This is a genomic window from Janthinobacterium sp. HH104, from assembly GCF_001758715.1.
In the GTDB taxonomy this organism is placed as follows: domain Bacteria; phylum Pseudomonadota; class Gammaproteobacteria; order Burkholderiales; family Burkholderiaceae_D; genus Janthinobacterium; species Janthinobacterium aestuarii.
In genome coordinates, this window is record NZ_LRIB01000014.1 from 39,847 (window position 1) to 64,476 (window position 24,630).

Consider the following 24,630-nt stretch of genomic DNA (forward strand, 5'->3'; position numbering starts at 1 on the left):
GTCTTGCGTCAAATCAGTGGTGATGATGCACGTGGCCGCCAGGACCGTGGTCATGGCCGCAATCGTGGTCGCCGATGATCTGGTCTACCACGTAATCGACGACATCGTCGAACGGCACCGTGTTCTGCTGTGCGCCCGCATCGGCTTCGCGCATGGCTTTCACCGTCGCGACATGGTTGGCGATTTCATCGTCGCCCATGATCACGGCAAATGCCGCACCGCTGGCGTCCGCCTTTTTCATTTGCGTCTTGAAGCTGCCGCCACCGTTGCTCGCTGCGCAATGTAGCACAACGTCCAGGCCGGCATCGCGAATCCGCTCGGCCAGCACGAACGCTTGCAAGCCTGCCTGCTCGCCCTGGTGCACCAGGTAGACGTCGCACTGGGCCGGCTGCTCCGGCTCGGCCGCGTCCTTCATCAGCAGCACCAGGCGTTCGACGCCCATGCCGAAACCGACGGCGGGCGTCGATTTGCCGCCAAACATTTCCACCATGCCGTCATAGCGGCCGCCGGCGCAGACCGTGCCTTGCGCGCCCAGCTTGTCGCTGACCCACTCGAACACCGTGCGGTTGTAGTAATCGAGGCCGCGCACCAGGCGTGGATTGATGATGAATGGAATATTGTTGTGGTTCAGAATCTTCTGCACGCCGTGGAAATGGGCCAGCGATTCCTCGCCCAGGTACTCGAGCAGCTTCGGCGCGCCATTGACCAGATCCTGCATGGCAGGATTCTTGGTATCCAAAATGCGCAGCGGGTTGCTGTGCAGGCGGCGCTTGGCTTCTTCGTCGAGCAGCTCGCTGTGGCTTTCCAGGTAGGCGATCAGGTCGGCGCGGTGGCGCAGGCGCTCGGCCGCGTCGCCGATCGAGTTCAGTTCCAGGCGGATGCCTTCCAGGCCCAGGTCATCCCACAGGCGGCGCGTCATCATGATCAGCTCGGCGTCGATGTCCGGGCCCGTGAAGCCGATGGCTTCCGCGCCGAACTGGTGGAACTGGCGGTAGCGGCCCTTTTGCGGACGCTCGTGGCGGAACATCTGGCCCTTGTACCACAGGCGTTTCGGGCCTTCGTAGACGAGGTTGTGCTCGACGACGGCGCGCACCACGCCGGCCGTGCCTTCAGGACGCAGGGTCAGGTTGTCGCCGTTCATCGAATCGGTGAACGAATACATTTCCTTTTCCACGATATCGGTCACGGCGCCGATGGCGCGCGCGAACAATTTCGTTTCTTCCACGATCGGCGTGCGGATCTGCTGGAAGCCGTAGCTTTGCAGTACGGATTGCGCCGTGTTTTCAAACAATTCCCACAGCGGGGCGTCAGCTGGCAGGATATCGTTCATGCCTTTGACGGCGGTGATTTTGTCGAGCTTTTTATTTTCGGACATAGTGTTCTTCTTTGCTTTAACTTGATTGCCGGATGACGCGCACAGCGCTAATCCGACCTACGCCGTTGCCGTAGCGGCGGCGCCGTAATGGCTTTTAACATAATTGAGGACGATGTCCTGGAATTCCTCGACGATGCGTTCGCCGCGCAGGGTGACGACTTTTTCACCGTCGACAAACACGGGCGCGGCAGGCGACTCGCCCGTGCCGGGCAGGCTGATGCCGATGTTCGCATGCTTCGATTCGCCGGGACCGTTGACGATGCAGCCCATGACGGCCACGTTCATCGCTTCCACGCCCGGATACGATTTCTTCCACTCCGGCATCTGCTCGCGCAGATACGTCTGGATGTTGTCGGCCAGCTCCTGGAAGGTGGTCGACGTCGTGCGGCCGCAACCGGGACAGGCGATGACCATGGGCGCGAACTTGCGCAAGCCCATGGTTTGCAAAATTTCCTGGCCGACGATGACTTCACGCGTGCGGTCGCCGCCCGGTTCGGGCGTCAGCGAAATGCGGATGGTGTCGCCGATGCCTTCCTGCAGCAGCACGGCCAGGGCCGCCGTCGAAGCGACGATGCCCTTGCTGCCCATGCCCGCTTCCGTCAGGCCCAGGTGCAGCGGATAATCGCAGCGCTGCGCCAGTTCGCGGTACACGGCGATCAGGTCCTGCACGCCCGAGACCTTGCACGACAGGATGATCTTGTCGCGCGCCAGGCCCAGTTCTTCGGCGCGCACGGCGTTTTCAATCGCCGACGTCACCAGCGCTTCATACATGACGGCTTGCGCCGGCCACGGTTCGGCGCGGCCCGCGTTTTCATCCATGATGCGTGCCAGCAAGGCTTGATCGAGGCTGCCCCAGTTCACGCCGATGCGCACCGGCTTGTCGTAGCGGCAAGCCGCTTCGATCATTTGCGCAAATTGCGTGTCGCGCTTGGCGCCCTTGCCCACGTTGCCCGGATTGATGCGGTACTTCGACAGCGCGCGCGCGCAATCGGGGTAGTCGTTGAGCAGGGTATGGCCGTTATAGTGGAAATCGCCGACCAGCGGCACGTCGATATCCATCTTGTCGAGCTGCTCGCGGATGTAGGGCACGGCCGCAGCCGCTTCCGGACGGTCCACCGTCAGGCGCACCAGTTCCGAACCGGCACGCGCCAGTTCCTTGATCTGGATCGCCGTGCCGATGGCGTCGGCCGTATCCGTGTTCGTCATCGACTGCACCACCACGGGGGCGTCGCCGCCCACCCAGATCTGGCGCTGGCCGTGCGCGATCAGCACCTTGCGGCTGTCGCGCCGGCCGGATGGACCGGAGCCGATCGCTGTTTTCGAGGTAGCCATAATATTATCTTCTGAGTTTGCTTGAACGGTTACTGCAATTATTTGATGCTGACGCGCGAGATCGTGCCGCCGGCAACGGTCGGCAGCTCCAGCTTGGCGCCGCGCAAGGTTGCCTGCACCACACCGGGCTTGCCCACCACCAGGGTGGCCGGGCCCGTGATATCGAACGTTTCCGTGCTGCCCGCCTTGACCATGCGCGAAATCAGCGGCGTGCTGCCAGGGCGGCGGATTTCCACCCAGGAATCCTGCTCCACCTTCAGCACCAGCGCATTCGCGCCCACGGCAGGGGCAGCCACGGGCGGCGTGGCGGCGGCCGTCGCGGCTGTCGCAGGGGCTGGCGCAGCAGCCGGCGGCACGGCGGCGGCCGGCGCCGAAGCGACGGCGGCGGGTGCGCCCGTCTGCGTATCGTTGCCTGGCGGCGGCGGTACGGAAATCAGGGGCACGGACGGCGACTGCACGGGCGTCAAGTCCTGGCCCGGCTTGACCAGGGTCGTTTCCACAGGGCCCACTTCCGCATGCGATGTTTCTTTCCCGGTCTGCGAAGACAGCAGGCTGGCCGGCACATAACCGAGCTTATACGCGCCAAAGGCGGCCGCCACGACGACGGCCACGGCACCGGCGATCCACAGGGGAGTCTGGTTCGACGAGCGCTGCGTCATCGAGGGGAAGCGCGATTCGGAAAACGTGGCGGAAATCTCGCGCCGCACGGGCGCGGCCGGGTCTTGCGCCGGCGCCGGGTGGACTTCGATCATGGCCACCAGCGGCGCCGCGTCGAGACGCACCACCTTGGCGTAGGCGCGCACGAAACCGCGCACCACGGCCACATTCGGCAAGGCCGCCATGTCGCCCTCTTCCAGCGCGATCACCTGGCGCGGCGCCAGCTTGAGCTGGTCGGCCACCTGCTCCACCGGCCAGCCCAGCGCTTCGCGCTGCGCCTTCAACTGCGCGCCTGCCAACGCCAGATTGCCCTGGGGCTGCTGCTGAGGCGTTTCTGCCCACTCTGAATTCATTGGTATCCCTGTCTCACTCATCAAACGCCCCATTTTGATAAGCAGCATATTCGGGGGAGCCGGAATGGTGGTTGCGCAAATGCGCCCCCAGGCCAGCTTCCGCACCCGCATCCCCGAGCTTATGCTGCACCTTGATCCCGAGCCACAGCACATCGGCCGTCTGGCTCTCCATTGTTGCTATCTTACCGAGCCGCTGCAAATAATAAGCCGCCTGCCGGTAGTCTTGCTGTTGGTAATACACGCGCACCAGGCCGGCGTTCGTCACTGCCACGTCCGGTGCGATGCGTACGGCGCGCATCCAATACGCGCCCGCACGCGGGTAATCGTTCAGGGCCAGGCTGCAGGCGCCCCCATTGTTGAGCGCTTTTTCCGGCGACACATACGCCGCATCCGCCAATGCCGCATCGAAATACGCCAGCGATTGCGCGGCGCGTCCCGTCTGGCACAAAAACAGGCCGTAATTATTGCTCAACTCAGGATTGTGGGGCGCAAGGTGCAAAGCGTAAAGGAAATCTTTCTCGGCAGACGCAGTTTGCCGCTGGGCCGCAAGGATCAGGGCGCGCACGCCATACGCTTGCGCATCGTTCGGCGCCAGTTGCACGGCTTGCTGCGCTTCGGCCAGGGCCACGTCGAGCTGGCCTTGCGCATAGTACGCGCTGGCCAGCTGCAAGCGCAGCGCGGCGCGTTCCGGCGCACCCGCCTGCACGTCTCTGGCGACCGTGTCCGGCGTGGAAGAGGCACAGCCGACCAGCAGCACGGCCAGGCAAACAGCGGCCACAGCGAGCGAGCGTTGGTAAGCCATGCCTTCCCTCATCAGGAGCGGATCTCCACGATCTTGCCGAAATTGGCGCCAAATTTCTGTTGATACTCAGTCATCTTTTCCATGCGCTCCTGCACCCGGGTGCGGTCCTTGACTTCGCCGGCCAGCTGGCCGCAGGCCGCATCGATATCATCGCCGCGCGTCTTGCGCACGGTGGTGATGATGCCGCCATCCATCAGCACCTGGGCGAACGCCTTGATGCGCGGGTTTTTCGAGCGGAACAGGCCCGACTCGGGGAAGGGGTTGAACGGGATCAGGTTGAACTTGCAGTTCACGCCGAACTCGCGGTCTTGCACCAGCGCCAGCAGCTCACGCGCGTGCTCGTCGCTGTCGTTGACGCCGTCGAGCATGCAGTATTCAAACGTGATGAAATCGCGCGGGGCGAATTCCAGGTAGCGCTTGCAGGCCGCCATCAATTCCTTCAGCGGGTATTTCTTGTTCAGTGGAATCAAGCCATCGCGCAAGGCATCGTTCGAGGCGTGCAGCGAGACGGCCAGGGCCACCGGCACTTCCTGCGACAGCTTGTCCATCATCGGCACGACGCCCGATGTCGACAGGGTCACGCGGCGGCGCGACAGGCCGTAGGCGTTGTCGTCGAGCATCAATTTCAGGGCCGTGACGGTCGGCTCAAAGTTCAGCAGGGGCTCGCCCATGCCCATCATCACCACGTTGGTGATCTGGCGCTCGCCTTTCGGGCCCGGTTCGATGCCCTTGGTGCGGCGCAATTCAAATTCCGCCATCCACAGCTGGCCGATGATTTCGCCGACACTGAGGTTGCGGTTGAAGCCTTGCTTGCCCGTCGAGCAGAAACGGCAGTTCACGGCGCAGCCGGCCTGGGTCGAGATGCACAGGGTGCCGCGGTTTTCTTCCGGAATGAACACGGTTTCCACGGCATTGCCATTGCCCACGTCGACCAGCCACTTGCGCGTGCCATCCGTCGACGTGTGGTCGCTGATGATGGCCGGGGCGCGCACTTCGGCGCGCGTGGCCAGCTTGTCGCGCAGCGACTTGGCCAGGTCCGTCATGGCGTCAAAGTCGGAGGCGCCGAACTGGTGTATCCAACGTTGCAATTGTTTCGCACGAAACGGTTTCTCTCCCAACTCGGCGCAGTAGGCGATGAGTTGCGCGGGATCGAGGTCCAGCAAGTTGGTGAGGGTCGTCGTATTCATGATCTTGTCTATTCTAAAAATCCGTCCCCGCGCGCATTCGGAGCGAAAACTCCACAGCGCAGCGGGAACAGGGGGTGATAAGTTATTTCACAGATAACGCCAGGAAATAACGTTATCTAAGGCAATTAAGCCTTCAGTTCTGGGAAGAAGTAAGCGATTTCCACTTTAGCAGCTTCGACAGCGTCGGAACCGTGTACGGCGTTTGCGTCGATCGAATCGGCGAAATCGGCGCGGATCGTGCCTTTTTCTGCTTTCTTCGGATCGGTCGCGCCCATCAGGTCACGGTGGGCCAGAACGGCGTTTTCGCCTTCCAGGGCTTGAATCATGACTGGACCGGAAACCATGAAGTCGACCAGATCCGTGAAGAAACCGCGTTCTTTGTGCGCTGCGTAGAAGCCTTCAGCTTGTTCGCGCGACAGTTGGGTCATGCGTGCTGCAACGATTTTCAGGCCAGCGTTTTCAAAACGCGAGTAGATTTGACCGATTACGTTTTTTGCAACTGCGTCTGGTTTGATGATCGACAGGGTGCGTTCGATTGCCATGTGTGAAAACTCCAATAAAAAGAAAGGTTTAAAACGGTAAATTGAGAACTCAATCAACCTTTGATTTTACCATACTCCACCCCATATCACCCAGACAGGCAGGGGGCATCTTGCCGCCCTGTCCCTGTTTAATGAAATCTTAAGCTGCTTTTTTGGCAAATTCCGGCCCTCATGCTATCCTTGAGTAAAGCAGTAATTTGAATTGACAACACGGAGGCACTATGAATCAGAACATGCAACGCACCTTTGACCTGTCGGGGGGCATGCAGCAAGTCCGCCATCAGGTCTTGCGCAACACTTACTGGCTGCTGGCGCTGTCCATGATCCCGACCGTGCTGGGCGCCTTCATCGGCGTGCAAATGCATTTGCCAATGCTGACCGGCGGCATGGGCTTCATCATCTTCATGGCCGTCGCATTCGGCTTCATGTACGCGATTGAAAAGACGAAGAACTCAGGCCTCGGCGTCGCCGTCCTGCTGGGCTTCACCTTCTTCATGGGCCTGATGCTCACGCCACTGCTGACGCGCACGCTCGGCTACTCGAACGGCGGCATGCTGATCATGACGGCATTCGGCGGCACGGCCACCATCCTGGCTGTGATGGCGACGATCGCCACGGTCTCGAAGCGCGACTTCTCGGCCATGGGCAAATGGTTGTTCGCCGGCGTGATCGTGCTGATCCTCGCATCGGTGGCAAACATTTTCCTGGGCCTGTCGGCACTGTCGATCGTGATCTCCATGGTCGCCATCGCCATCTTCTCGGCCTACATCCTGTATGACGTGCAGCAGATCATCAACGGCGGCGAGACCAACTACATCTCGGCCACCCTGCGCATCTACCTGGACGTGTACAACATCTTCACCAGCCTGTTGTCACTTTTAGGTTTCGCCGGCGGCAGCCGCGACTAAGTATTGCGCTTAAACGAAAAGCCGACCCTCGGGTCGGCTTTTTTACGTCCACAGCATTTACTTGATCCTCTCCGCCACCTCGAGCAGGCAGGCGCGGGCGCGGTCCAAGGTCGGGTTGTCGCGCTGGGCCGCGTAGACGGCGTAGGCGGAATGCGAGAATTCGGGCGCGTCGCGCACGCGGTGCAGCAAACCGGCATCGAGATAGGGTTGCGCGCTGCCGATACGGAAATAGCTGGCGCCACCCACGTCCAGCAGATAGACGAGGGCCAGCGGCCCCAGCGAGATCGACACGGGCGGACTGCTCAGCTCCGGATACGCGGCCTGGTGGTTCGCGGCAAACGCCGGCCCCCAATCCACGTACACATAGGCATCGGCATGCATCTGCCCGTCCGCGCGCGTGGTCACCATCACGAGCTTTTCCTCGGCCAGCAATTCGCTGGCCAGGCCCGGCCGCTGGGGCGGGTTGTACAGAACGGCCAGGTCGAGCGAGCCGTCGTGCACGGCGTCGAGCAGGCGCGCGGGACTGTCAACTTCCGCGCGCAAGGCGATCTCGGGACAGTCGCGGCTCATGCGTATCAGCCAGTCGCCCAGCAGCGGCTGCCACAAGCTCAGTTCGCAGCCGATGCTGACGGCGTCGTCGCGCCCCGGCGGCAAGGCTACCTGGTGGCGCGCCCGCTCCCACACCTGCACCATCGTGGCCGCATGGCGCATGAAGCGCTCGCCGGCCGACGTCAGCCGTGCGCCGGCCTTGTTGCGCACGAACAGCTGGCGCCCCAGTTGCTGCTCCAGGGTGCGGATGCGGGCGCTGACGGCCGTCTGCGTCACGTGCATGCGTTCGGCGGCCATGATGAAGCTGCCGCAGGACGCCACTTCGAGGAAGGTACGCGCTTGATTGATATCCATCAATCCATCATATCAGCTGCCGAGCATCTCAACTGACACGCTCGTAGCCGCCCAGCACGCCCTGCTTCGACAAGACCCATTGCCACAGCTGCAGGTCGCGCGCGCGGAAGGCGCCGGCGCAGGACAGCAGATAGTAGGACCACATGCGGTGGAAGCGTCCGCCCAGCTGGGCGGCAAAGCGCGGCCACGCCATCTCAAAATTTGCATGCCAGGCCATCAGGGTCTTGTCATAGTCGGCGCCGAAGTTGTGCAAGTCCTCGGCCACGAACAGATCGTCCATGGCGTCGCCGATCTGGCCGACCGATGGCAGGTCGCCATTCGGGAAGATGTATTTGTCGATCCACGGGTCACACGTGGAATGGCGCTTGTTTTTGCCGATCGTGTGCAGCAGGAACAGGCCGTCGTCTTCCAGGCAGCGGTGCGCCACTTCCATGAAGGTGCGGTGATTCTTGTGGCCCACGTGCTCGAACATGCCGATGCTGACGATGCGGTCGAATTTTTCATCGGTGTCGCGGTAATCCTGCAGGCGGATGTCCAGGTGCTCGCCGCCCGGCATGGCGCGCGCATACGCGGCCTGCTCTTGCGAAATCGTCACGCCCACGCACCGCACCTGGTATTTTTCCGCCGCATAGCGCATGAAACTGCCCCAGCCGCAGCCGATGTCGAGCACGCGCATGCCCGGCTCCAGGCGCAGCTTGCGGCAGACCAGGTCGAGCTTGGCTTCCTGCGCCTCGGCAAGATTGGCCGCATCCTTCCAGTAACCGCACGTGTACGTCATGCGCGGATCGAGCATGGCCGCATAGAAGGCATTGCCGAGGTCGTAGTGTTCCTTGCCCACCATCCAGGCGCGGCGCTCCGTCTGCAGGTTGAACAGGCGCGCGGTCAGCGCGTGGAAGGCCAGGCGCATGGGGCGCACGTCGTCGCCCACCCTGGCGCGCAGCAAATGGCAAAAGAATTCGTCGAGCTGCTGCGCATCCCAGTCACCGTCCATGTACGCTTCACCCAGGCCCAGGTTGCCGCTGGCGAAGGCACGCTCGGGTACGCCCGGTTTGCGCAGCTGCATGTCCCAGGCGGCGCGGCCATTCAAATGGATATCGGCCCTGGCCAGCAGCTCGGCCGCTTCGCGGGTCAGCCTTGTATCGAGCCGAAGTTCAGTACGATCTGCTGGTGCTTGCTGTAACTGTGTCATGTGCTGCGTGTTCATGCCCTGCCGCCTCCAGATGGTTGGTACTGGCGCCGCGCCAGCCATCAAATTATCCGCCCGCCACCGCTATCTGGATAATGAAACATCATGGCCATTCATATCAAAATAATTGCTGCAAAATGACTTGAATCAATTATTTTATGGAAATATCTTATACAAGAAGCGCACCGTAGCATGAAAAAAGCCGCCCATAAGGCGGCTGTTCGCGGCATCTTGGCCCCGCCATCAGAAGTCGTGATTCGATGGATACTTGCTGTAAAAATCGTTATCCCATTTGAAGTTGGTAAACGCCACCGTCATCGATACGTCGAGCGCTTCGACGAAATGCCAGCAGCCGACGGGTAAAAACAGGATCTCGCCCGGCGCCAGCACGCATTCGCGCACCTGCACGTCGGCCATCAGCGGGTAGCGCCGCAGGTCGATGCCGCGCCCGTCGACGGGCGTAAAACAGTGGCGCTGGTTGTACACGCGCGCCACCTCGCAGGCGGCCATGATGCGCAGCCGCTTGCGCCCTTTGACCTGCGCCATGAAGTTGTTCGTCAGGTCGTGGTGGAATGGCGTCACGGTGCCGGCCGGGCCGAACCACAGAAAGCCCGTGCGGCCGCCATCCTGCTTCAGGTATTCGGGCAGCTGGCCGATATCGTCCCACAGCTCGCGCAAGGCTTGCCGGTTCTGCGAATCGTTATTCGCCGTCATGTAGAAATCGTTGGTCGCGCCGCTGCCCTCAACCAGGCTGGCGTACTCGCCAAACGCCATCTTGCGCTTGTGGGCCACGCTGTTCATCTCGTACTGATCGTCCGCCTCGCGGCCGAACTGCACTTCCACTTCGCGCTGCGCGTAATGCTCGCGGAAATAGGCGGGGCTCCACTTGGCCATTGCGGGCCAGTCGTCCATCATGCCCGTGATGATGACGGGCTGGTTGGTGGAGTAGTATTCATCCAGGAATTCCTGCGCGGAGAGCTTGTCGCGGCGGGGAATCTCGGGGTCGCGCAGCTGGTTCAGCTTGCGCTGGATATCGATCACCCAGTCGCGCTTGGCCAGGCGGTTCGACAGGCGCACGGCGCCGGCAAGATAGGGGCTTTGCAGCGCCAGCTCGATTTCGCGGCGCGCCAGGGGCTCCGCGATGCCGGCCTGTTGCAGCACCGGCATCAGCGCCGACGGGTGGCTGCCCAGCATGAGGTTTTCCGCGATCCAGCTGCGCCACTCGCGGCTCAGCTCCTGTTCCGGATGTTTTACTCCGAATGTCGATACCGCCGCCATCGCCCGTCTCCTGTTTTTTATGTGAACAAGCGGCCGGGCAGCAATGCCGCCCGGCCGCGTCTTACTCTACTCCAGTGTTACCGCACTTTCCACACCTCGGTCGCCAGCACGCCATTCGCGTCGCCATCGAGTTCCCACGAGAACGCGCCGCGCAAGCCCTGGTCCTTCACATATTTCACCTTGGTGCCGATGACGGTCGGATCGTCATAGCTCCACCACTGGCCGCCCGCACCCGTGTACAGGTACAGCTGCTTGGTCACGGGATGGTAGTAGCGCGTACCGGCCTTGGCCACGAGGATTTTATAGTCCTCGATGCCCGACTCGTAGGTGCCCGGCGCCGTGCCCGTGGCCGCCTGGTACAGGCCATCGCCGTTCGGCCCTGGCGCCACGCCCGTCCAGCCGCGGCCATAGAACGGTATGCCCAGCAGCAGTTTGTCGCGCGGCACGCCGGCGGCAATCATGTACTGCACCGCCTTGTCGCCCACGTATTCGCGCGCCATGCCCGTCGACGGATCGGCAGGGTCGGCAAACAGCTGGGCGTTGAAGTTGGTGCTCGTTTCCCAGCCGCCGTGGAAGTCGTAGGTCATCAGGTTGATCCAGTCCATGTACTGCGAGTACAGGGCCGGTTCCGTGTTGTCGATCTTGTCCTTGCCGGCGCCGACAGCCGCCGTCAACAGGTAGCGCTTGCCGTTGGCCGCACCGAGCGCATCGAGCTGGCTGCGGAATTCCGCCATCAGCAAGGTGAAGTTGCGCTTGTCATTCGGGCTGACCGTGTTGTACGGCTGGCCGCCGCCGACCGGATATTCCCAATCGATGTCGATGCCGTCAAAGATGTTGGCTGCCGCGCCCACGCCGCCGCGACCGCCCTGCACCGGCAGGTTGCCCTTGATGTAGATGTCGATGCACGAGCGCACCATCTGCTTGCGCAGCGCATCCGTGGCCGAACCGACGGAGAAGTTCTTCGACCAGCTCCAGCCGCCCAGCGAAATGAACAGCTTCAGGTTCGGGTGCGCCGCCTTCAACTTTTTCAGCTGCAGGAAGTTGCCCGACAATGGAGCGTCCCATGGAATGACCTGCCCATCGACGGTGCGCTTCGGCGTGCGGATGTAGTCGGCCTCGGCATCGCCGCCCGTGCCCGCATCGGGCGAATTCGGATTTGTCGCGCCCGGCTCGGCCTTGGTGATCATGCCGCATTCATAACCGCCGTTTTTCGGGTAAATATTGCCGAAGGCGTAGTTGATGAAGGTCAGCTTGTCAGCCACGCCGCTCGTGTGCACGTTCGCCACTTCATAGTCGCGGCCATACACGCCCCACTGCGCGAAATAGGAACCGACTTCGCGGCCCGTTGGGGTCGGCGTTGGGGTTGGAGTAGGTGTCGGCGTTGGAGTAGGCGTCGGTGTAGGTGTCGGAGTCGGTGTTGGAGTAGGCGTCGGGGTCGGGGTCGGCGTGGTGCTGCAGATCTCCTGGCTGGTCCATGGCTTGCCCGTGCCGGCGCCGCCGCTGCTGGTCGACGGGTTGTCGCCCTGCGTCCAGTAATTGGCGCGGTAATTCGTGCCCGCATAGCTGACGGTGGCGCCCGCACTGTAAGCCGTGCCGGCCGCCCACGCCAGTGCGCAGGTGCCGCCGGTTGGCGTCGGGGTCGGCGTAGGCGTTGGGGTCGGCGTTGGCTCCGGTGTCGGGGTGGGAGTCGGCGTCGGGGTCGGTGTGGTGCCGCCGTCGCAGGTGCCGCCGGCGCTCCACAGGCTAGGCGTGGAGACGGGATTCCAGCCCGAGCCCACGTGATCGGTCTGCGTCACCAGGGCCGTGTAGTTGCCCCCCAGATACGTGACCACCGTGCCCGCGTTGTAGGTGCCGCCCTCCTGCCACGGCACGCAAGCGACGACCGTGCTGGCCGCCAGCAATTGCGAACCAGCCGGCGCGCCGGCGTCACCGCCACCGCCACCGCATGCCGCCAGCACGCCGCCGCTGGCCAGACATACCATCATGTTCCTGATTGTTTTTTTGAGTATTAAATTTTCCACGTTGTCTCCTGTTCAGGTTTGCAGAAATGCCACTCTGCCTCGTAAATAACTACCCTGTGATCTTGTTTTTTTGCAGTTGCAAGAACAGCATGCTGCTGAAAAAATAGGCGGTCAAGTGGTTTTGAAGTGGCATCAAAGTGAGCAATACCACTTCGAACAGAAAGCGCAGCGGAGGGTGCAAACGGCGTGCTGTCCTACTGGACAATGAAAAAACGGCAGAGGGAGGATGAAAAAAGACGCTGGAACGGGAAAAGACAGACCAGTTTTATAACACGGTGTAAGTGGTATTGCGACAGCTTGCTGCGCCGCTGAATGCGGCAACGGCGGGTGCCTGCCTGGCCACCCGCCGTATCAGACAGACTTACTGAGGCAAATCAAATACAGCCATCGATTCGACATGCGAGGTATGCGGGAACATATTGACCACGCCCGCCTTGCTCAGCACATAACCGGCTTCCAGCGCCAGGATGCCGGCATCGCGCGCCAGAGTCGATGGGCTGCACGAGACGTAGACGATGCGTTTCGGCAGCAGGTCCGGACGCACTTGCGATAGGCCGACCAGCGCCTGGCACAGGGCCATGGCGCCATCGCGCGGCGGGTCGACGAGGATGCGGTCGAACTTGCCCAGCGCGATCAGATCGTCCGTCGTCACTTCGAACAGGTTGCGCGTCGAGAACGAGGTTTTTTCCGCCAGGCCATTGGCCAGCGCGTTTTCCAGCGCCCGCTCCGTCAGGGTGGTGCTGCCTTCGATACCGACCACTTCGCTGCCTTGCGTGGCCAGCGGCAAGGTGAAATTGCCCAGGCCGCAGAACAGGTCGGCCACACGGTCCGTCGGCTGCACTTCCAGCAGGCGCAGTGCTTTCGACACCAGCACGCGGTTGATGTGGTGGTTCACCTGCGTGAAATCGACGGGCTTGAACGGCATCTTGACGCCGAATTCCGGCAGCAGGTAATGCAATTGCTTGTCGAGCGGGTAGAACGGCACGGCCGTTTCCGGGCCTTTCACCTGCAACCACCATTGCACGCCGTACTCGTCGGCAAAGGCTTTCAATTTCGTTTCGTCGTCCGCCGTCAACGGCGCCATGATGCGCAAGACCATGGCGGTCACGTCTTCGCCCACGGCCAGCTCGATCTGCGGCATCTGATCGAAGATGGACAGCGAAGCAATCAATCCACGCAGGGGCAGCAGCATGGCCGAGATATGCGGCGGCAGGATTTCGCAGCTATCCATGTCGGCGACAAACGCCGATTTCTTTTCATGGAAACCCACCAGCACGGCGTCTTTCTTCTTGACGTGGCGCACGGACAGGCGCGCGCGGTAGCGGTAGCCCCAGTTCGGGCCATACATGGGGCGCATGATGCTTTGCGGACGCACCTTGCCGATATGCCACAGATTGTCTTCCAGCACGCGCTGCTTGATCGCCACCTGCGCCGACGGTTCCAGGTGCTGCATCGAGCAGCCGCCGCAATTGTCGAAATGCTTGCATTTGGGCGTCACGCGCATCGATGATTCGCGGTGCAGCGCCGTCATGCGGGCCATTTCCCAGTTCTTCTTTTTCTTGAACGTCACAAAGCTGACGCGCTCGCCCGGCAAGGCGCCTTCGACAAACACGACCTTGCCCGGCGAGCCGTCTTCGTTCTCAATATGGCCAACGCCACGGGCGTCCATGTCGAGCGATTTGATTTCGATGATATTTTCTTGCATAGCGATCAATAGGTAAGAGTGGGCCAGGACGCAGGGCCGCGCTGGAACTTGAAAGAATGGGGGAAAGGTCAGGCGCCGCGAGCGGGGCGTATGATAGCAGATGCGGCCCCGGAAATACCGGGACCGGGCGTCCTACAATAATGAGTCGCGCACGACGCCGCGTGCCGCCATGGCGCGTTTCAGTTTAATCAGCGCTTCCTGCTGGATCTGGCGCACGCGCTCGCGCGTCACACCCATTTCCTCGGCCAGGGTTTCCAGGGTGGCCGGATCGTCATTGTCGAGACCGAAACGGCGCATGATGACGACGCGCTGCTTGTCGGGCAGCTTGGTCAGCCAGTCGCGCACGAGCACCGTCATTTCATGGTGTTCCGCGCGCGCGTCGGGGCTGTCTTCGCTGGCGCCGGGCAGCATGTCCATCAGCGACGACTGCGGGTCGTTGTCGAGCGGCGCGTCGAGCGAGGTGGCGTGCTCGGACAGGGCCAGGATATCCTGCACCTCCTCCACGGGACGGCCCACCAGATGGGCGATGTCTTCCGCGGTGGCATCCTTGCCGTCGTGGTGCTGGGCTTCCAGGTGGTATTTGCCACGCAGGATCTGGTTCAGTTCGCGCACCATGTGCACGGGCAGGCGCACCGTGCGCGCCTGGTTCATGATGGCGCGCTCGATGCTCTGGCGTATCCACCAGGTGGCGTAGGTAGAGAAACGGAAACCGCGTTCGGGCTCGAACTTGTCGATGGCGCGCATCAGGCCGATGTTGCCCTCCTCGATCATGTCGAGCAAGACCACGCCGCGGTTGATGTAATGCTTGGCGATCGACACGACGAGGCGCAGGTTGTGCTCGATCATGGTTTGCCGGGCTTCGAAATTGCCCTGCTTGGCAAGGGTGGCGTAATGCACCTCTTGCGGCGCCGTCAGCAGGGGCCGCGTGCCGATCTGGTTCAGATAGTGCTGCGTGGTATCGGTCGACAGCTCGGCCGCCAGCACTTTTTTCAATTCATCGACACTTTCGACCACCACGCTGACGCTGGCCACCTCGCCGCCCTCGCCCGCGTCGACGGCGTCAATGCCGTCGAGCTCGCCGATATCGTCTGTCACGACTTCGTCTGCCCCGTCTTCCGGCAGTTCCGGGTCATCTTCCAGCTGATCGTGCGGCGCGTGTGTCATTGCTTTACCTAACGGTTAGGCAGGAATTTCGAAGGGTCGACAGGCTTGCCCTGCTGGCGGATTTCAAAGTGCAGCTTCACGCGGTCGGCATCGGAATCGCCCATTTCAGCGATGGCCTGGCCTTTATTGACGTTCTGCCCTTCCTTCACCAGGATGCTGCGGTTATGCGCATACGCCGACAATAAACTATTACTGTGCTTCACGATGACAAGATTACCATAACCACGGATTCCGCTCCCGGCATACATGACTTTTCCCGCGCCGGCGGCCACCACTTGCTGGCCCGCCTTGCCGGCGATATCGACACCCTTGTTCTTGCCTTCGTCGAAAGTGCCGATGACCTTGCCTTCGGAAGGCCACATCCAGCTGATTTTGTCTTCGCCAGGCGCCGATGCGGCAGGGGCTGCCGCGGCGGCGGAGGCCGGTGCAGCGGCGACGGTTGCCGCCGGCGCTGGCGCCGGTTTGGCGTCGCTGGTGCCGCCATCGGCGCGCAGCTCGGCCAGGGTGGCGTCGGAATAGGCGCGCTTCTCGCCGCGCGGACCCGTTTTCTTCGGCACGACAGGCGCGGCCGGCTTGATTTCCGTCGACGGCGGCATGACGATGGCCGACGTTTGCGCGCCGCCCGTGTCGCCAGTTGGCGGCAGCACGCGCAGCACCTGGTCGACCTTGATGTCGTTCGGGTTGCTCAAGTCGTTCCAGGTCACCAGGTCGCGGTAATTCTGGCCGTGCTCGAGGGCGATGCGCAACAGGGTGTCGCCGCGCTTGACCGTGTAATAGGCCGGGTCGCGGTCGCGCGGATCGCTGGCGGCGGCGCTGCTGCTCGTTGGGTGGCGCTCCACGACGGGCGCCTGGACGCCCGTCGTGCCGCAACCGCTCAACAGCGCGGCCAAGGTGATGCTACATAGAAGTATGTTACTTTTCTTAATCATTCGCATGTAATTGTATGTCCTGCTTGCTAGCTGATCCGGGGATCATATGGTGCCCGGGCGCAAAGGCACGAAATGGCAATCTTCCAGGGTCTGGCTGGTCCATTCCATTTTCCCCACCCGGGTAATGAGTTGTAAGTGTTGCAATTTAGCCCCCACCGGCGCAACCAGACGCCCGCCGGGCGCCAGCTGTTCCAGCAAGGCTTGCGGGACTTCCAGGCCGGCTGCGGCAAGGATGATCCCGTCGAAGGGCGCCGCCTGCGGCAGGCCAAGCATACCATCTCCGTACTGCAAGCGCAGATTCGACACGCGCAGCGGGCGCAGATTGGCCTTCGCCAGCTCGTGCAGAGGCCGGATGCGCTCGATCGAATACACCTCCTTCGCCACCAGCGACAGCACCGCGGCCTGGTAGCCGCAACCGGTGCCGATTTCCAGCACGCGCTGCAAGTTGCCGCCCTGGCGCATCACTTCGATCATGCGCGCCACGATGTACGGCTGCGAAATGGTCTGGTGGTGGCCGATGGGCAAGGAGGCGTCGATATACGCCTGCGACGCCAGCGCCTCGTCCATGAACATGTGGCGCGGCACGGCTTGCAGCGCGTCGAGCACGACCTGGTCCTTGACACCCTGCTTCGCCACGCGGGCCACCATGGCCCGGCGCACGGCTTCCGAGACGAGCGGGTTTTGCCGCGGCGGCGACACGACGGCCGGTTGCGCCCGCTCATTGGCGATTGCTTGCGCGCGCGACGGCGCGATGGCCGCGTGCGCACCATATGGCTGCGCGACGCCGCGCGCCGCGTTCTGCGCCGCATTCTGCGTGGCCGTCTGCGGCGTGGCGATCCGGGACTGGGCCAGCGACTGCCCCCCGCCCTGCCTGGCGGGCTTGCCGGCCAGCGAATCGAGGGAAAGGGGGAAGGTACGCGGCTTGTCAGTCATAGTGAGCGGTCATGCCAGGCCTTTTGCCAGCGCATCGAGTTGGGTGGTATGGGTCAGGTCGATCTGCAGCGGCGTGATCGATACTTTTCCATGTTCAACGGCATGGAAATCCGTGCCCGGACCGCCTTCCTTGGCCGCGCCGGCGGGGCCGATCCAGAAGATTTCACGGCCACGCGGGTCGAGCGCGCGGATGACTGGCTCGGCCGAATGGCGCTTGCCCAGGCGCGTGGCCACCACGCCTTGCAATTGCTCGTAAGGGATGGCCGGGATGTTCACGTTCAGCAGATACGGTTTTTGCAGGGCGTCAAACTGGCGCTCGACGATTTCCCTGGCCACGCGGGCGGCCGCGTCCAGATTGGCCCAGCCGAACTGCGACTGGGAAAAGGCGATGGCGGGAATGCCGAACAGATAGCCTTCCGTGGCGGCCGCGACGGTACCCGAGTACAGGGTGTCGTCGCCCATGTTGGGGCCGTTGTTGATGCCGGAGACCACCAGGTCGGGGCGCTCGATGAGCATGCCCGTCAGCGCCACGTGCACGCAGTCGGTGGGCGTGCCGTTGACAAAGTAAAAGCCGTTGGCGGCCTTGTGCACGGACAAGGGCCGGTCCAGGGACAAGGAATTGGACGCGCCCGAACGATTGCTGTCGGGCGCCACCACGACGATGTCGGCGATGGGTGCGAGCGCGTCGGCCAATGCCGCCAGGCCGGGCGCCAGGTAACCGTCGTCGTTACTGATAAGAATTCTCATAACGAGATTTTACCTGAAGCAATGCCCACACTGCGCATGCCGCACGCCGATAGGCAGCATTTTTTGTGCCGCCGCGCGAAGATGGCGCACCCAGGTCAGCGCTGCTCGATGCGCGCTTCCGACAACGCCCCTTCCAGCGCCTGCACTTCATCTTCCTGCAAGGCCAGCAAGGCATTCAGGTCGCCTTGCAACTTGTACATTCTTTTCAGCTGCGCCATGCCGCGCCTGCGCAGCTTGCCTGGCACGCCTGGGCGCAGCAGGCAAGACTTCAAATGTTCGGCCAGTTCGCCCGCCTGCGCATACTGTTCCCGCTCGATCATGCCTTGCAACATCGAGATCATGCTGGCCAGGGTGTCCGGCTCGGCCCCTTCGTGGCCGTTGGCGCGGCCGGCCAGGATGGTTTCCTGCAAATGCCGCGCGCCGTCGAGCACGCTGTCCGCATGCCCGGTGACGGGGGCGTTCAACAGCCGGTCGCTGCCGCTGAGCACGGCATCTTCGAGCAGGCGCGCCGCCTCGCTGTCGCCCTGCTGCTGCAGGGTGCCGGCCAATTGCGTCTTGCTGTGCAAGGTGTCGAGGTGGTCTTCGCCCAGCAGGCGCGCATGCACTTCCAGCACCTGCTCCTGCACGCTGCGCGCCGCATCGAGCTCGCCGCGCCGCAGCAGCGCCTCGGCCAGCTTGCGCTGGCTCATCAGGGTTTCCGGATGGTCGAGCCCGCGCGTGCGCTCGCGCGCCGCCACCTGGTCTTCGTGCAGTTGGCGCGCGCCGGCCCAGTCGCCCTGCCCGGCCACGACGTCGGCCAGCAAGTCGCGCGTGGACAAGGTGGCCGCATGGTCGCTGCCCAGGCGCCGCTCCTGCACCTGCAGCACGGCGGCGAGCAAGCGCCGCGCACCCTCCAGGTCGCCTTCGCGCCCCAGCGCCTGCGCCAGGGCCAGCTTGCTGCGCAAGGTATCGCCATGTTCGGCGCCAAACAGGCGCTCGCGCGCCGCCACCACCGTGCCCAGCACTTGCTGCGCCTGCGCCAGCCGGCCCATGCGCAGCAAGGTGGCGGCGCGGCCATCCATCGCATCGAGGGTCAGCGGATGCTCGCCGCCCAGCTGGCGCGCATAGGTGGCCAGCACCGTATCCTGCAGCAGCAGCGCCGCCGCCAGTTCGCCCTGCAGCAACAGGGTTTGCGCCAGGCAGGCCCGGGCGGCCAGGGTGTCGGGATGTTCGCTGCCCAGCACGCGCTCGCGCACGTCGAGCACGTCTTCTTCCAGGAAGCGGGCTTCATCGAACTTGCCCAGCTGGCGCAGCAGGCGCGCCATGCCGCTCTTGCACGCCAGGCTGTCGGGATGCTCCTCGCCCAGCAGGCGCACGCGGATCTCGACGCTCTGGCGGAAGGCGTCGAGCGCCTGGGCGCTGCGCCCATCTTTGCGGTACAGCTCGCCCAAACGGGCCAGGTCGCGCGCCAGCGGCAGGGCCACGGCGCGGCCCGGCTCGGCCAGCAAGGCCTGGCGCGCTTCGCTGATGGCGCCCAGCAAGGCGATTTCACGGCTCGACTGCCAGGGGAAGTAGCCGCCCGTCAGCCACTGCAAAAAGGCTTCGAAGGTGCGCGTGAGGGAAAATCGGTCGCCGCCCTGGTCAATGCGCACGGCCAGCTGCTCGCCATAGGCAAAGGTTTTCGTCTGCTGCAGCTGGACTTCGTCGAAATAGCTGTCGAGGGCGATCTGCGGCAAGCCGTAGGAAGTGCGCAGCAGGCGCTCGAACATGGGCTGGAAACCGGCGATGCCCTTGTGCGCGTCGCCGCGGCGCCACTCGGCGCGCTGCGCGCCATCGCCCATTTCTATGCGCGAGGGCAAGGGATACACGAGCAGCGGGCGCTGTTCGTCTTCATGGCTGCGGCGGTACTCGATGGCCCGCGTGACGAGCGCGTCGACGCCTTCCAGGCTTTGCCGGTTCGGCGTGAAGACCACCACGAGCTTTTTCGGCAGCAAGGTAGTGCAGATGCCGGCGCTGTCCGTGCGGCCCGTGCGCGAATCGACGAGCACATAGCGGAAATGCTGGGCCAGGGTATCGGCGAAGCAGCGGAACAGGGCCGGGCACGTGTCGAACAATTGATCCCAGCGCATCTGCGCCAGTCGCTCGCTGTAGCTGGCGTCGAAGCGCCCCGCGCGCATCAGGTACAGCGGACTGCCCTGGTCGACGCGCACCACGTACTGCTGCCAGTCGATGGCGTCGAGCACGCGCTGGGCCAGCGCCGCGTCCTCGCGCCCACCGCCCTGTCCGCCGGCGCGCCCGCCCGCCGTTTCCAGGCTGATGCGTTCGAGCTGCTGGCGGCACGCTTCGAAGAACTCGAGCACGCCCGGCCGCTCCTCGTGCTGCTCGAAATAATGGTGCAGGCCCGGCGCTTCCATGTCCCAGTCCAGCATCAGCACGGGCACGCTGGCGTTTTCACGGCGCGCCAGCAGGACGGCGATATTCGACAAGGCCATGGTGCGGCCGGTACCGCCCTTGTAGGAATAGAAAGTGACGACTTCGCCAGGGGCGCTCAAAGGCGGCAGGGAGAGGCGTTGGCATTCCATGACAGGACCTTTTACGTGATTAACGTGGAAAGTGGGGAGGCGGAATGGCGCGCCATTCCGGTGGAATATCGGGCAACACGAAACGGCTGCAATCGTGGCCGGGCGGTGTTGACCGCTTGAGCAAGTGGTAATGCGTGGCGATGCGCTGCACGATGCGTTCGATGTCGGGCAGATATTGAGGGTTTGACTTCAGGTCGCCGCTGGCCAGCGTGTAGCCGGAAAAATCGACGTACAGGCCCGACTCGGTGATTTGCGGCGGCAAGCCGTCCGGATGGCGCGTCATGATGATGGGGATGATCAGGTGGCTGGGCAGTTCATACCAGGCGCGCCGCTCCTGCTCGATCAGCTGCATGGCGGCAAATTCACGCCGCGTATAGCCGTGCGCTTCATATTTGGGCGTGTACAGCACGATCATGCAGACGCTCTGGCACATGGCGCGCGCCACGCGCAGGTCGATATCGTCGCCGCCGCCCAGCTGCTCGCTGTCGATGAACAGGACCTCCTCGCGGTCCAGGTGCGGCTCCAGATAGCACGCCAGCGCCTCGATGAGGTCATTCTTGAACTTGTTCATGAACGCATATTGGCCGTGTGCATAACTCAAGAAACAGCCGTAGCGGATCTCCATGGCATCCCCCTGTTCCCCGTGCGGCCCTGCCATCGCCGCGCATTGCCCCTGTAAGGCATGGGCTCACTGTAGACCGCTCAGCAACAACCTTTTTGCGCTGGCGCAAAGATGTGTCTGGCGTCCTGGACATGCGTCACAATGCCAGAAACTGGCGTGATCACGCCGCTTTCTGGCATACCAGGCGCGCAAGCGGGCGCCGCGCGGAAAACGCTACTCGCTTGATAACAAAGGGAAATAAGCCGGCGCGCGGATGGCGCCGGCAAGCGGAGCTTAAGCGCCCTTGGCGGGCAGGTTGCGGAAGAACTCCACCACTTCGGCGGTATCGCGCGTGCGCTTGAACGGCGGCAGGCTTTGCCAGATGCGCTTGCCATACGGCTTGGAAATGAGGCGCGGATCGCAGATCATCAGTACGCCCCGGTCGCCTTCGTCGCGGATCAGGCGGCCCGCGCCCTGCTTCAGGTTGATGATGGCTTCCGGCAGCGAATGGTGCATGAAGCCGTTCTTACCCTGCTTTTCCATCACTTCGATGCGCGCAGCCAGCACGGGGTCGTCGGGCGGCGCGAACGGCAGCTTATCGATGATAACGAGGGACAGCGCATCGCCACGCACGTCGACGCCTTCCCAGAAGCTCTGGCTACCGATCAGCACGCCATTGCCGGCCGCGCGGAACTGGTCGAGCAATTCCGTGCGGCCCTTTTCTCCCTGCACGAACAGGGGGAAGTTCAGGCCCCGCTGCCTGAATTCGTCGGCCAGGCGCTCGGCGGCCCGCTTGACGGCGCGCAAGGTGGTGCACAGGAAGAAGGTGCGCCCGCCCGCCGCCTCGATGATGGGCAAGGCGCAGTCGATGACGGCGTCCGTGTAGCCGAGCGAGTTCGGTTGCGGCAGGTTTTGCGGCACGAACAGCAAGCCCTGCTGGCCATAGTCGAACGGCGACGGCCACGTATGCGACGGCTCGCCCGTCAAGCCCATCTGTTCGGAAAAATGCTTGAAATCGTTTTTCACGGCCAGGGTAGCGGACGTGAAAATCCAGCTGCGCGGCGTGCCTTCGCGCTGGTTGTTGAAGATCGGCGCGATCGACAATGGCGTTTTATGCAACTGCAAGGAGCTGGAAAACGCTTCCACCCAGAACACGGCTTCCTCGCCAGCCGCCACTTTCGCTTTCGGATCGAACTTCCAGCCGCTCAGCTGCTGCGCCAGCTCGACGCCGCGCACTCTGCACTGCTCCAGCGTTTCCGCCCGTTCCGCCTGGGTTTCCAGCACGGCCACCATGCCGTCGAGCTCATCCTTAAGGGTGTCGAGCGCGGGGAAAAAGTCGCTTGACGGGGCGATCTGCGGCAAGGACATGCGCACGATGTCTTGCGGGAAGGTCAGACGCAGGTCGCGCGCCGCCTTTTCCACCACCGTGACGGTCTTGGCCCAGTCGATGCCACGCGCGTGCGCGAGGCCTTCGGCCAACACGTCGCGGCACAGTTCGAGGATTTGCGACGTCGATACCGTATTGCCAAAGAACAAAGTGGCCGTATCGGGCAGCTGGTGCGCCTCATCGAAGATGATGGTATTGGCCGACGGCAGCAACTCCGCCACGCCCGTGTCTTTCAGGGCCACGTCGGCAAAGAACAAGTGATGGTTGACCACCACCACGTCGGCCTGCTGTGCTTCCTTGCGGGCCTTCATGACGAAGCAATCCTGGTAGTACTGGCATTCGGCGCCCATGCAGGTGTCGCGTGTGGACGTCACCAGGTTCCAGATCATGGCGTTTTCCGGCACCTTGGCCAGCTCGGCCTTGTCGCCGGAACTGGTCATCTTGATGAAGCGCGAGATTTCCCGCAGATGGCCCACGTCGTCGCGCGACGTCATGCGCCCGTTCTGCAGGGTGCGTTCTAGGTGATAGTGGCAGACGTAGTTCGAGCGGCCCTTGAGCAAGGCAACGGAAACGGGCGCCTGCAGCGCGGCGCGCACGGTGGGGATATCGCGCAGGAACAATTGATCCTGCAAGTTCTTCGTGCCCGTGGATACAATGGTCTTGCCGCCCCACATCAGGGCCGGCACCAGATAAGCGAAGGTTTTGCCGGTGCCCGTGCCCGCCTCGGCGATCAGGGTCGTCTGGCTGTCGATGGCGCTGGCGATGGCTTTCGCCATTTCCGTTTGCGAACGGCGCGGCTTGTAGCTGCCCACGGCGGGACCGAGCGGGCCGCCGGCGCCGAACAGGCGCTCGATGTCGGCATCGTGCTTGCCAGGCGCCGCCTGCGGTTCGGCTGGCAGACTGGCTTGCAGATCGGCCGGCTGGCCATCTGGGTTTACTGGCAATGAATTGTGATCGGTCAAAATATACTTAGGTGAAGGCTGGACTGGACGCTACTGGCGCCCCTCAGGCGGGAACGTCGGGCACCAACTGCATTTTCAGCAAGGTGATGTGATCCTTCAATTGCAATTTGCGCTTTTTCAGGCGGCGCAGCTGCAGCTCGTCATGGTGGCCATCGAGTATCAGCAACTCGATGACGGCATCGAGGTCGCGGTGTTCCACGTTGAGTTCAATCAGGCGCCGCTCTATTTGCTGTGCATCGCTCATGTGTTGCGTTCCAGGCAGTGTTAGTAACAATGTTGGGAAACCGGCGCGCGCAGGCAGCCATGGTGCGTAGTTTAACCTGCCGCGCGCCTTAGGGCACGCCATTTCCGGCGCCCCCTTGCACGGCAGTCTTAATTGGCCGGCGGCACAGGCACTACGGCCGGCGCGCTGGCAGCGGCGGCCGCCGCCTTGGCAGCCTTGGCCTGCGCTTCGGCCTGGCGCTCGGCCAGGCGTTGCGCCACCCGTTTCTGGCGCTCCACGGCATCCGCCTGTTTTTTCGCATAGGCGGCTTCACGGGCCGCGCGGCGCGGCGCCTCGGCCGCATCGTCGGCAGCCTGTTTCGCCACCTTCGCCGCTTGCTCGGCCTCGCGTTCGGCAAGGCTCTTGCCTTGCGGCTTGGGCGGCGCCGGCTCGGGCGTGACCACTTTCACGGGCTTGGGCACGGCCGCGGCTCGCTGCTCGGCATCGAGGCGCGCACTTTCCTGCGTCCTGGCCAGGTCGATATCGCGCAGGCGCACGGATTCGGCCCGCTTGAAATAGTTCGCTTCCGCATCGACGGCGCGCAGGCGCACGAGGATCAGGCGGCGCTTTTCCTTGGCCTTGTCGAGGCAGCTATTCACGAAAAACTTGTCGTAGCACTCGAGTTCGCGCGCGGCAAACTCGTTTTCCGCCGCCTCGCGCTCGCTGGCCGACTGCTTCAGCTTGGCGTCCGCTTCTTCCACGGACAGGGTCGCGGGCACCTGCGGTGCGCCGACCTCATCCAATGCCGCGGCACCCTGGTGCGCGCAGGCGGACAACGCCAGGACCAGGCCCAGCGCCGCACCCAGCTTGTATAGTGTATTTGCCATCATGTTCA

Annotated in this window: 21 protein-coding genes; 1 reads left to right on the forward strand and 20 read right to left on the reverse strand. The window is 63.2% G+C overall.

The window, feature by feature from the left end:
* Window positions 1-13 precede the first annotated feature (13 nt).
* The 6 genes from hisS to ndk all read right to left on the reverse strand — a co-directional run bounded on the left by hisS (window position 14) and on the right by ndk (window position 6,248).
* Window positions 14-1,375: a histidine--tRNA ligase gene (gene hisS, locus JAB6_RS04280; RefSeq protein ID WP_070301526.1), complete on the reverse strand. Its 1,362-nt coding sequence runs from the start codon at window positions 1,373-1,375 to the stop codon at window positions 14-16.
* 57 nt (window positions 1,376-1,432) lie between these two features.
* Entirely contained in the window at window positions 1,433-2,707 is a 1,275-nt protein-coding gene (ispG, locus tag JAB6_RS04285; protein ID WP_070301527.1) for a flavodoxin-dependent (E)-4-hydroxy-3-methylbut-2-enyl-diphosphate synthase, read from the reverse strand.
* Window positions 2,708-2,745: 38 nt separating this feature from the next.
* Window positions 2,746-3,717 carry a helix-turn-helix domain-containing protein gene (locus JAB6_RS04290; protein ID WP_070301528.1) on the reverse strand — a complete coding sequence of 324 codons (972 nt, stop codon included), beginning with the start codon at window positions 3,715-3,717 and terminating at the stop codon, window positions 2,746-2,748.
* 13 nt (window positions 3,718-3,730) lie between these two features.
* A complete protein-coding gene (pilW, locus tag JAB6_RS04295) occupies window positions 3,731-4,519 on the reverse strand; it encodes a type IV pilus biogenesis/stability protein PilW (RefSeq protein WP_070301556.1) in 789 nt (262 codons plus the stop codon).
* 11 nt (window positions 4,520-4,530) lie between these two features.
* On the reverse strand, window positions 4,531-5,706 hold the full coding sequence (rlmN, locus tag JAB6_RS04300; protein WP_034752035.1) for a 23S rRNA (adenine(2503)-C(2))-methyltransferase RlmN: 1,176 nt from the start codon (window positions 5,704-5,706) through the stop codon (window positions 4,531-4,533).
* Window positions 5,707-5,831: 125 nt separating this feature from the next.
* Window positions 5,832-6,248, reverse strand: a complete 417-nt coding sequence (gene ndk / locus JAB6_RS04305; protein ID WP_070301529.1) for a nucleoside-diphosphate kinase — start codon at window positions 6,246-6,248, stop codon at window positions 5,832-5,834.
* A gap of 221 nt (window positions 6,249-6,469) precedes the next feature.
* On the opposite strand from ndk, the gene JAB6_RS04310 reads away from it, so the two are divergent.
* A complete protein-coding gene (locus JAB6_RS04310; RefSeq protein ID WP_070301530.1) occupies window positions 6,470-7,156 on the forward strand; it encodes a Bax inhibitor-1/YccA family protein in 687 nt (228 codons plus the stop codon).
* Window positions 7,157-7,213: 57 nt separating this feature from the next.
* Here the strand turns inward: JAB6_RS04310 and JAB6_RS04315 are convergent, their stop codons facing one another.
* The 14 genes from JAB6_RS04315 to JAB6_RS04380 form a co-directional block, all read right to left on the reverse strand.
* A complete protein-coding gene (locus tag JAB6_RS04315) occupies window positions 7,214-8,059 on the reverse strand; it encodes a LysR family transcriptional regulator (protein ID WP_070301531.1) in 846 nt (281 codons plus the stop codon).
* Window positions 8,060-8,087: 28 nt separating this feature from the next.
* Complete coding sequence (gene cfa / locus JAB6_RS04320) at window positions 8,088-9,263, reverse strand: cyclopropane fatty acyl phospholipid synthase (RefSeq protein ID WP_254671465.1); 1,176 nt, start codon at window positions 9,261-9,263, stop codon at window positions 8,088-8,090.
* A gap of 225 nt (window positions 9,264-9,488) precedes the next feature.
* A complete protein-coding gene (locus JAB6_RS04325) occupies window positions 9,489-10,523 on the reverse strand; it encodes a cupin-like domain-containing protein (protein ID WP_070301532.1) in 1,035 nt (344 codons plus the stop codon).
* 77 nt (window positions 10,524-10,600) lie between these two features.
* Window positions 10,601-12,508 carry a glycosyl hydrolase family 18 protein gene (locus JAB6_RS04330; protein WP_302622642.1) on the reverse strand — a complete coding sequence of 636 codons (1,908 nt, stop codon included), beginning with the start codon at window positions 12,506-12,508 and terminating at the stop codon, window positions 10,601-10,603.
* A 397-nt stretch (window positions 12,509-12,905) separates the two neighbouring features.
* Window positions 12,906-14,249, reverse strand: coding sequence for a 23S rRNA (uracil(1939)-C(5))-methyltransferase RlmD (rlmD, locus tag JAB6_RS04335; protein WP_070301533.1), 1,344 nt, complete (start codon window positions 14,247-14,249; stop codon window positions 12,906-12,908).
* 132 nt (window positions 14,250-14,381) lie between these two features.
* On the reverse strand, window positions 14,382-15,413 hold the full coding sequence (gene rpoS, locus JAB6_RS04340) for an RNA polymerase sigma factor RpoS (RefSeq protein WP_034752045.1): 1,032 nt from the start codon (window positions 15,411-15,413) through the stop codon (window positions 14,382-14,384).
* An 8-nt stretch (window positions 15,414-15,421) separates the two neighbouring features.
* Complete coding sequence (locus JAB6_RS04345; protein WP_083292529.1) at window positions 15,422-16,342, reverse strand: peptidoglycan DD-metalloendopeptidase family protein; 921 nt, start codon at window positions 16,340-16,342, stop codon at window positions 15,422-15,424.
* 42 nt (window positions 16,343-16,384) lie between these two features.
* Complete coding sequence (locus JAB6_RS04350; RefSeq protein ID WP_070301534.1) at window positions 16,385-17,275, reverse strand: protein-L-isoaspartate(D-aspartate) O-methyltransferase; 891 nt, start codon at window positions 17,273-17,275, stop codon at window positions 16,385-16,387.
* A 9-nt stretch (window positions 17,276-17,284) separates the two neighbouring features.
* Entirely contained in the window at window positions 17,285-18,022 is a 738-nt protein-coding gene (gene surE / locus JAB6_RS04355) for a 5'/3'-nucleotidase SurE (RefSeq protein ID WP_034752048.1), read from the reverse strand.
* Between the two features lie 95 nt (window positions 18,023-18,117).
* Window positions 18,118-20,583 carry a tetratricopeptide repeat protein gene (locus JAB6_RS04360; RefSeq protein ID WP_083292530.1) on the reverse strand — a complete coding sequence of 822 codons (2,466 nt, stop codon included), beginning with the start codon at window positions 20,581-20,583 and terminating at the stop codon, window positions 18,118-18,120.
* A 19-nt stretch (window positions 20,584-20,602) separates the two neighbouring features.
* Window positions 20,603-21,208, reverse strand: a complete 606-nt coding sequence (locus tag JAB6_RS04365) for a toll/interleukin-1 receptor domain-containing protein (RefSeq protein WP_034752049.1) — start codon at window positions 21,206-21,208, stop codon at window positions 20,603-20,605.
* Window positions 21,209-21,478: 270 nt separating this feature from the next.
* On the reverse strand, window positions 21,479-23,482 hold the full coding sequence (locus tag JAB6_RS04370) for an ATP-dependent DNA helicase (protein WP_139143282.1): 2,004 nt from the start codon (window positions 23,480-23,482) through the stop codon (window positions 21,479-21,481).
* A gap of 94 nt (window positions 23,483-23,576) precedes the next feature.
* Entirely contained in the window at window positions 23,577-23,777 is a 201-nt protein-coding gene (locus JAB6_RS04375; RefSeq protein WP_034752051.1) for a YdcH family protein, read from the reverse strand.
* A gap of 128 nt (window positions 23,778-23,905) precedes the next feature.
* Window positions 23,906-24,625, reverse strand: a complete 720-nt coding sequence (locus tag JAB6_RS04380) for a hypothetical protein (RefSeq protein WP_070301560.1) — start codon at window positions 24,623-24,625, stop codon at window positions 23,906-23,908.
* Between the last annotated feature and the right edge of the window lie 5 nt (window positions 24,626-24,630).

What these genes read in the sequence shown, in the direction of transcription:
- hisS (WP_070301526.1), bottom strand. Translation starts at nt 1,375, where the DNA reads ATGTCCGAAAATAAAAAGCTCGACAAAATCACCGCCGTCAAAGGCATG.
- ispG (WP_070301527.1), bottom strand. Translation starts at nt 2,707, where the DNA reads ATGGCTACCTCGAAAACAGCGATCGGCTCCGGTCCATCCGGCCGGCGC.
- JAB6_RS04290 (WP_070301528.1), bottom strand. Translation starts at nt 3,717, where the DNA reads ATGAATTCAGAGTGGGCAGAAACGCCTCAGCAGCAGCCCCAGGGCAAT.
- pilW (WP_070301556.1), bottom strand. Translation starts at nt 4,519, where the DNA reads ATGGCTTACCAACGCTCGCTCGCTGTGGCCGCTGTTTGCCTGGCCGTG.
- rlmN (WP_034752035.1), bottom strand. Translation starts at nt 5,706, where the DNA reads ATGAATACGACGACCCTCACCAACTTGCTGGACCTCGATCCCGCGCAA.
- ndk (WP_070301529.1), bottom strand. Translation starts at nt 6,248, where the DNA reads ATGGCAATCGAACGCACCCTGTCGATCATCAAACCAGACGCAGTTGCA.
- JAB6_RS04310 (WP_070301530.1), top strand. Translation starts at nt 6,470, where the DNA reads ATGAATCAGAACATGCAACGCACCTTTGACCTGTCGGGGGGCATGCAG.
- JAB6_RS04315 (WP_070301531.1), bottom strand. Translation starts at nt 8,059, where the DNA reads ATGGATATCAATCAAGCGCGTACCTTCCTCGAAGTGGCGTCCTGCGGC.
- cfa (WP_254671465.1), bottom strand. Translation starts at nt 9,263, where the DNA reads ATGAACACGCAGCACATGACACAGTTACAGCAAGCACCAGCAGATCGT.
- JAB6_RS04325 (WP_070301532.1), bottom strand. Translation starts at nt 10,523, where the DNA reads ATGGCGGCGGTATCGACATTCGGAGTAAAACATCCGGAACAGGAGCTG.
- JAB6_RS04330 (WP_302622642.1), bottom strand. Translation starts at nt 12,508, where the DNA reads ATGATGGTATGTCTGGCCAGCGGCGGCGTGCTGGCGGCATGCGGTGGC.
- rlmD (WP_070301533.1), bottom strand. Translation starts at nt 14,249, where the DNA reads ATGCAAGAAAATATCATCGAAATCAAATCGCTCGACATGGACGCCCGT.
- rpoS (WP_034752045.1), bottom strand. Translation starts at nt 15,413, where the DNA reads ATGACACACGCGCCGCACGATCAGCTGGAAGATGACCCGGAACTGCCG.
- JAB6_RS04345 (WP_083292529.1), bottom strand. Translation starts at nt 16,342, where the DNA reads ATGATTAAGAAAAGTAACATACTTCTATGTAGCATCACCTTGGCCGCG.
- JAB6_RS04350 (WP_070301534.1), bottom strand. Translation starts at nt 17,275, where the DNA reads ATGACTGACAAGCCGCGTACCTTCCCCCTTTCCCTCGATTCGCTGGCC.
- surE (WP_034752048.1), bottom strand. Translation starts at nt 18,022, where the DNA reads ATGAGAATTCTTATCAGTAACGACGACGGTTACCTGGCGCCCGGCCTG.
- JAB6_RS04360 (WP_083292530.1), bottom strand. Translation starts at nt 20,583, where the DNA reads ATGGAATGCCAACGCCTCTCCCTGCCGCCTTTGAGCGCCCCTGGCGAA.
- JAB6_RS04365 (WP_034752049.1), bottom strand. Translation starts at nt 21,208, where the DNA reads ATGGAGATCCGCTACGGCTGTTTCTTGAGTTATGCACACGGCCAATAT.
- JAB6_RS04375 (WP_034752051.1), bottom strand. Translation starts at nt 23,777, where the DNA reads ATGAGCGATGCACAGCAAATAGAGCGGCGCCTGATTGAACTCAACGTG.
- JAB6_RS04380 (WP_070301560.1), bottom strand. Translation starts at nt 24,625, where the DNA reads ATGATGGCAAATACACTATACAAGCTGGGTGCGGCGCTGGGCCTGGTC.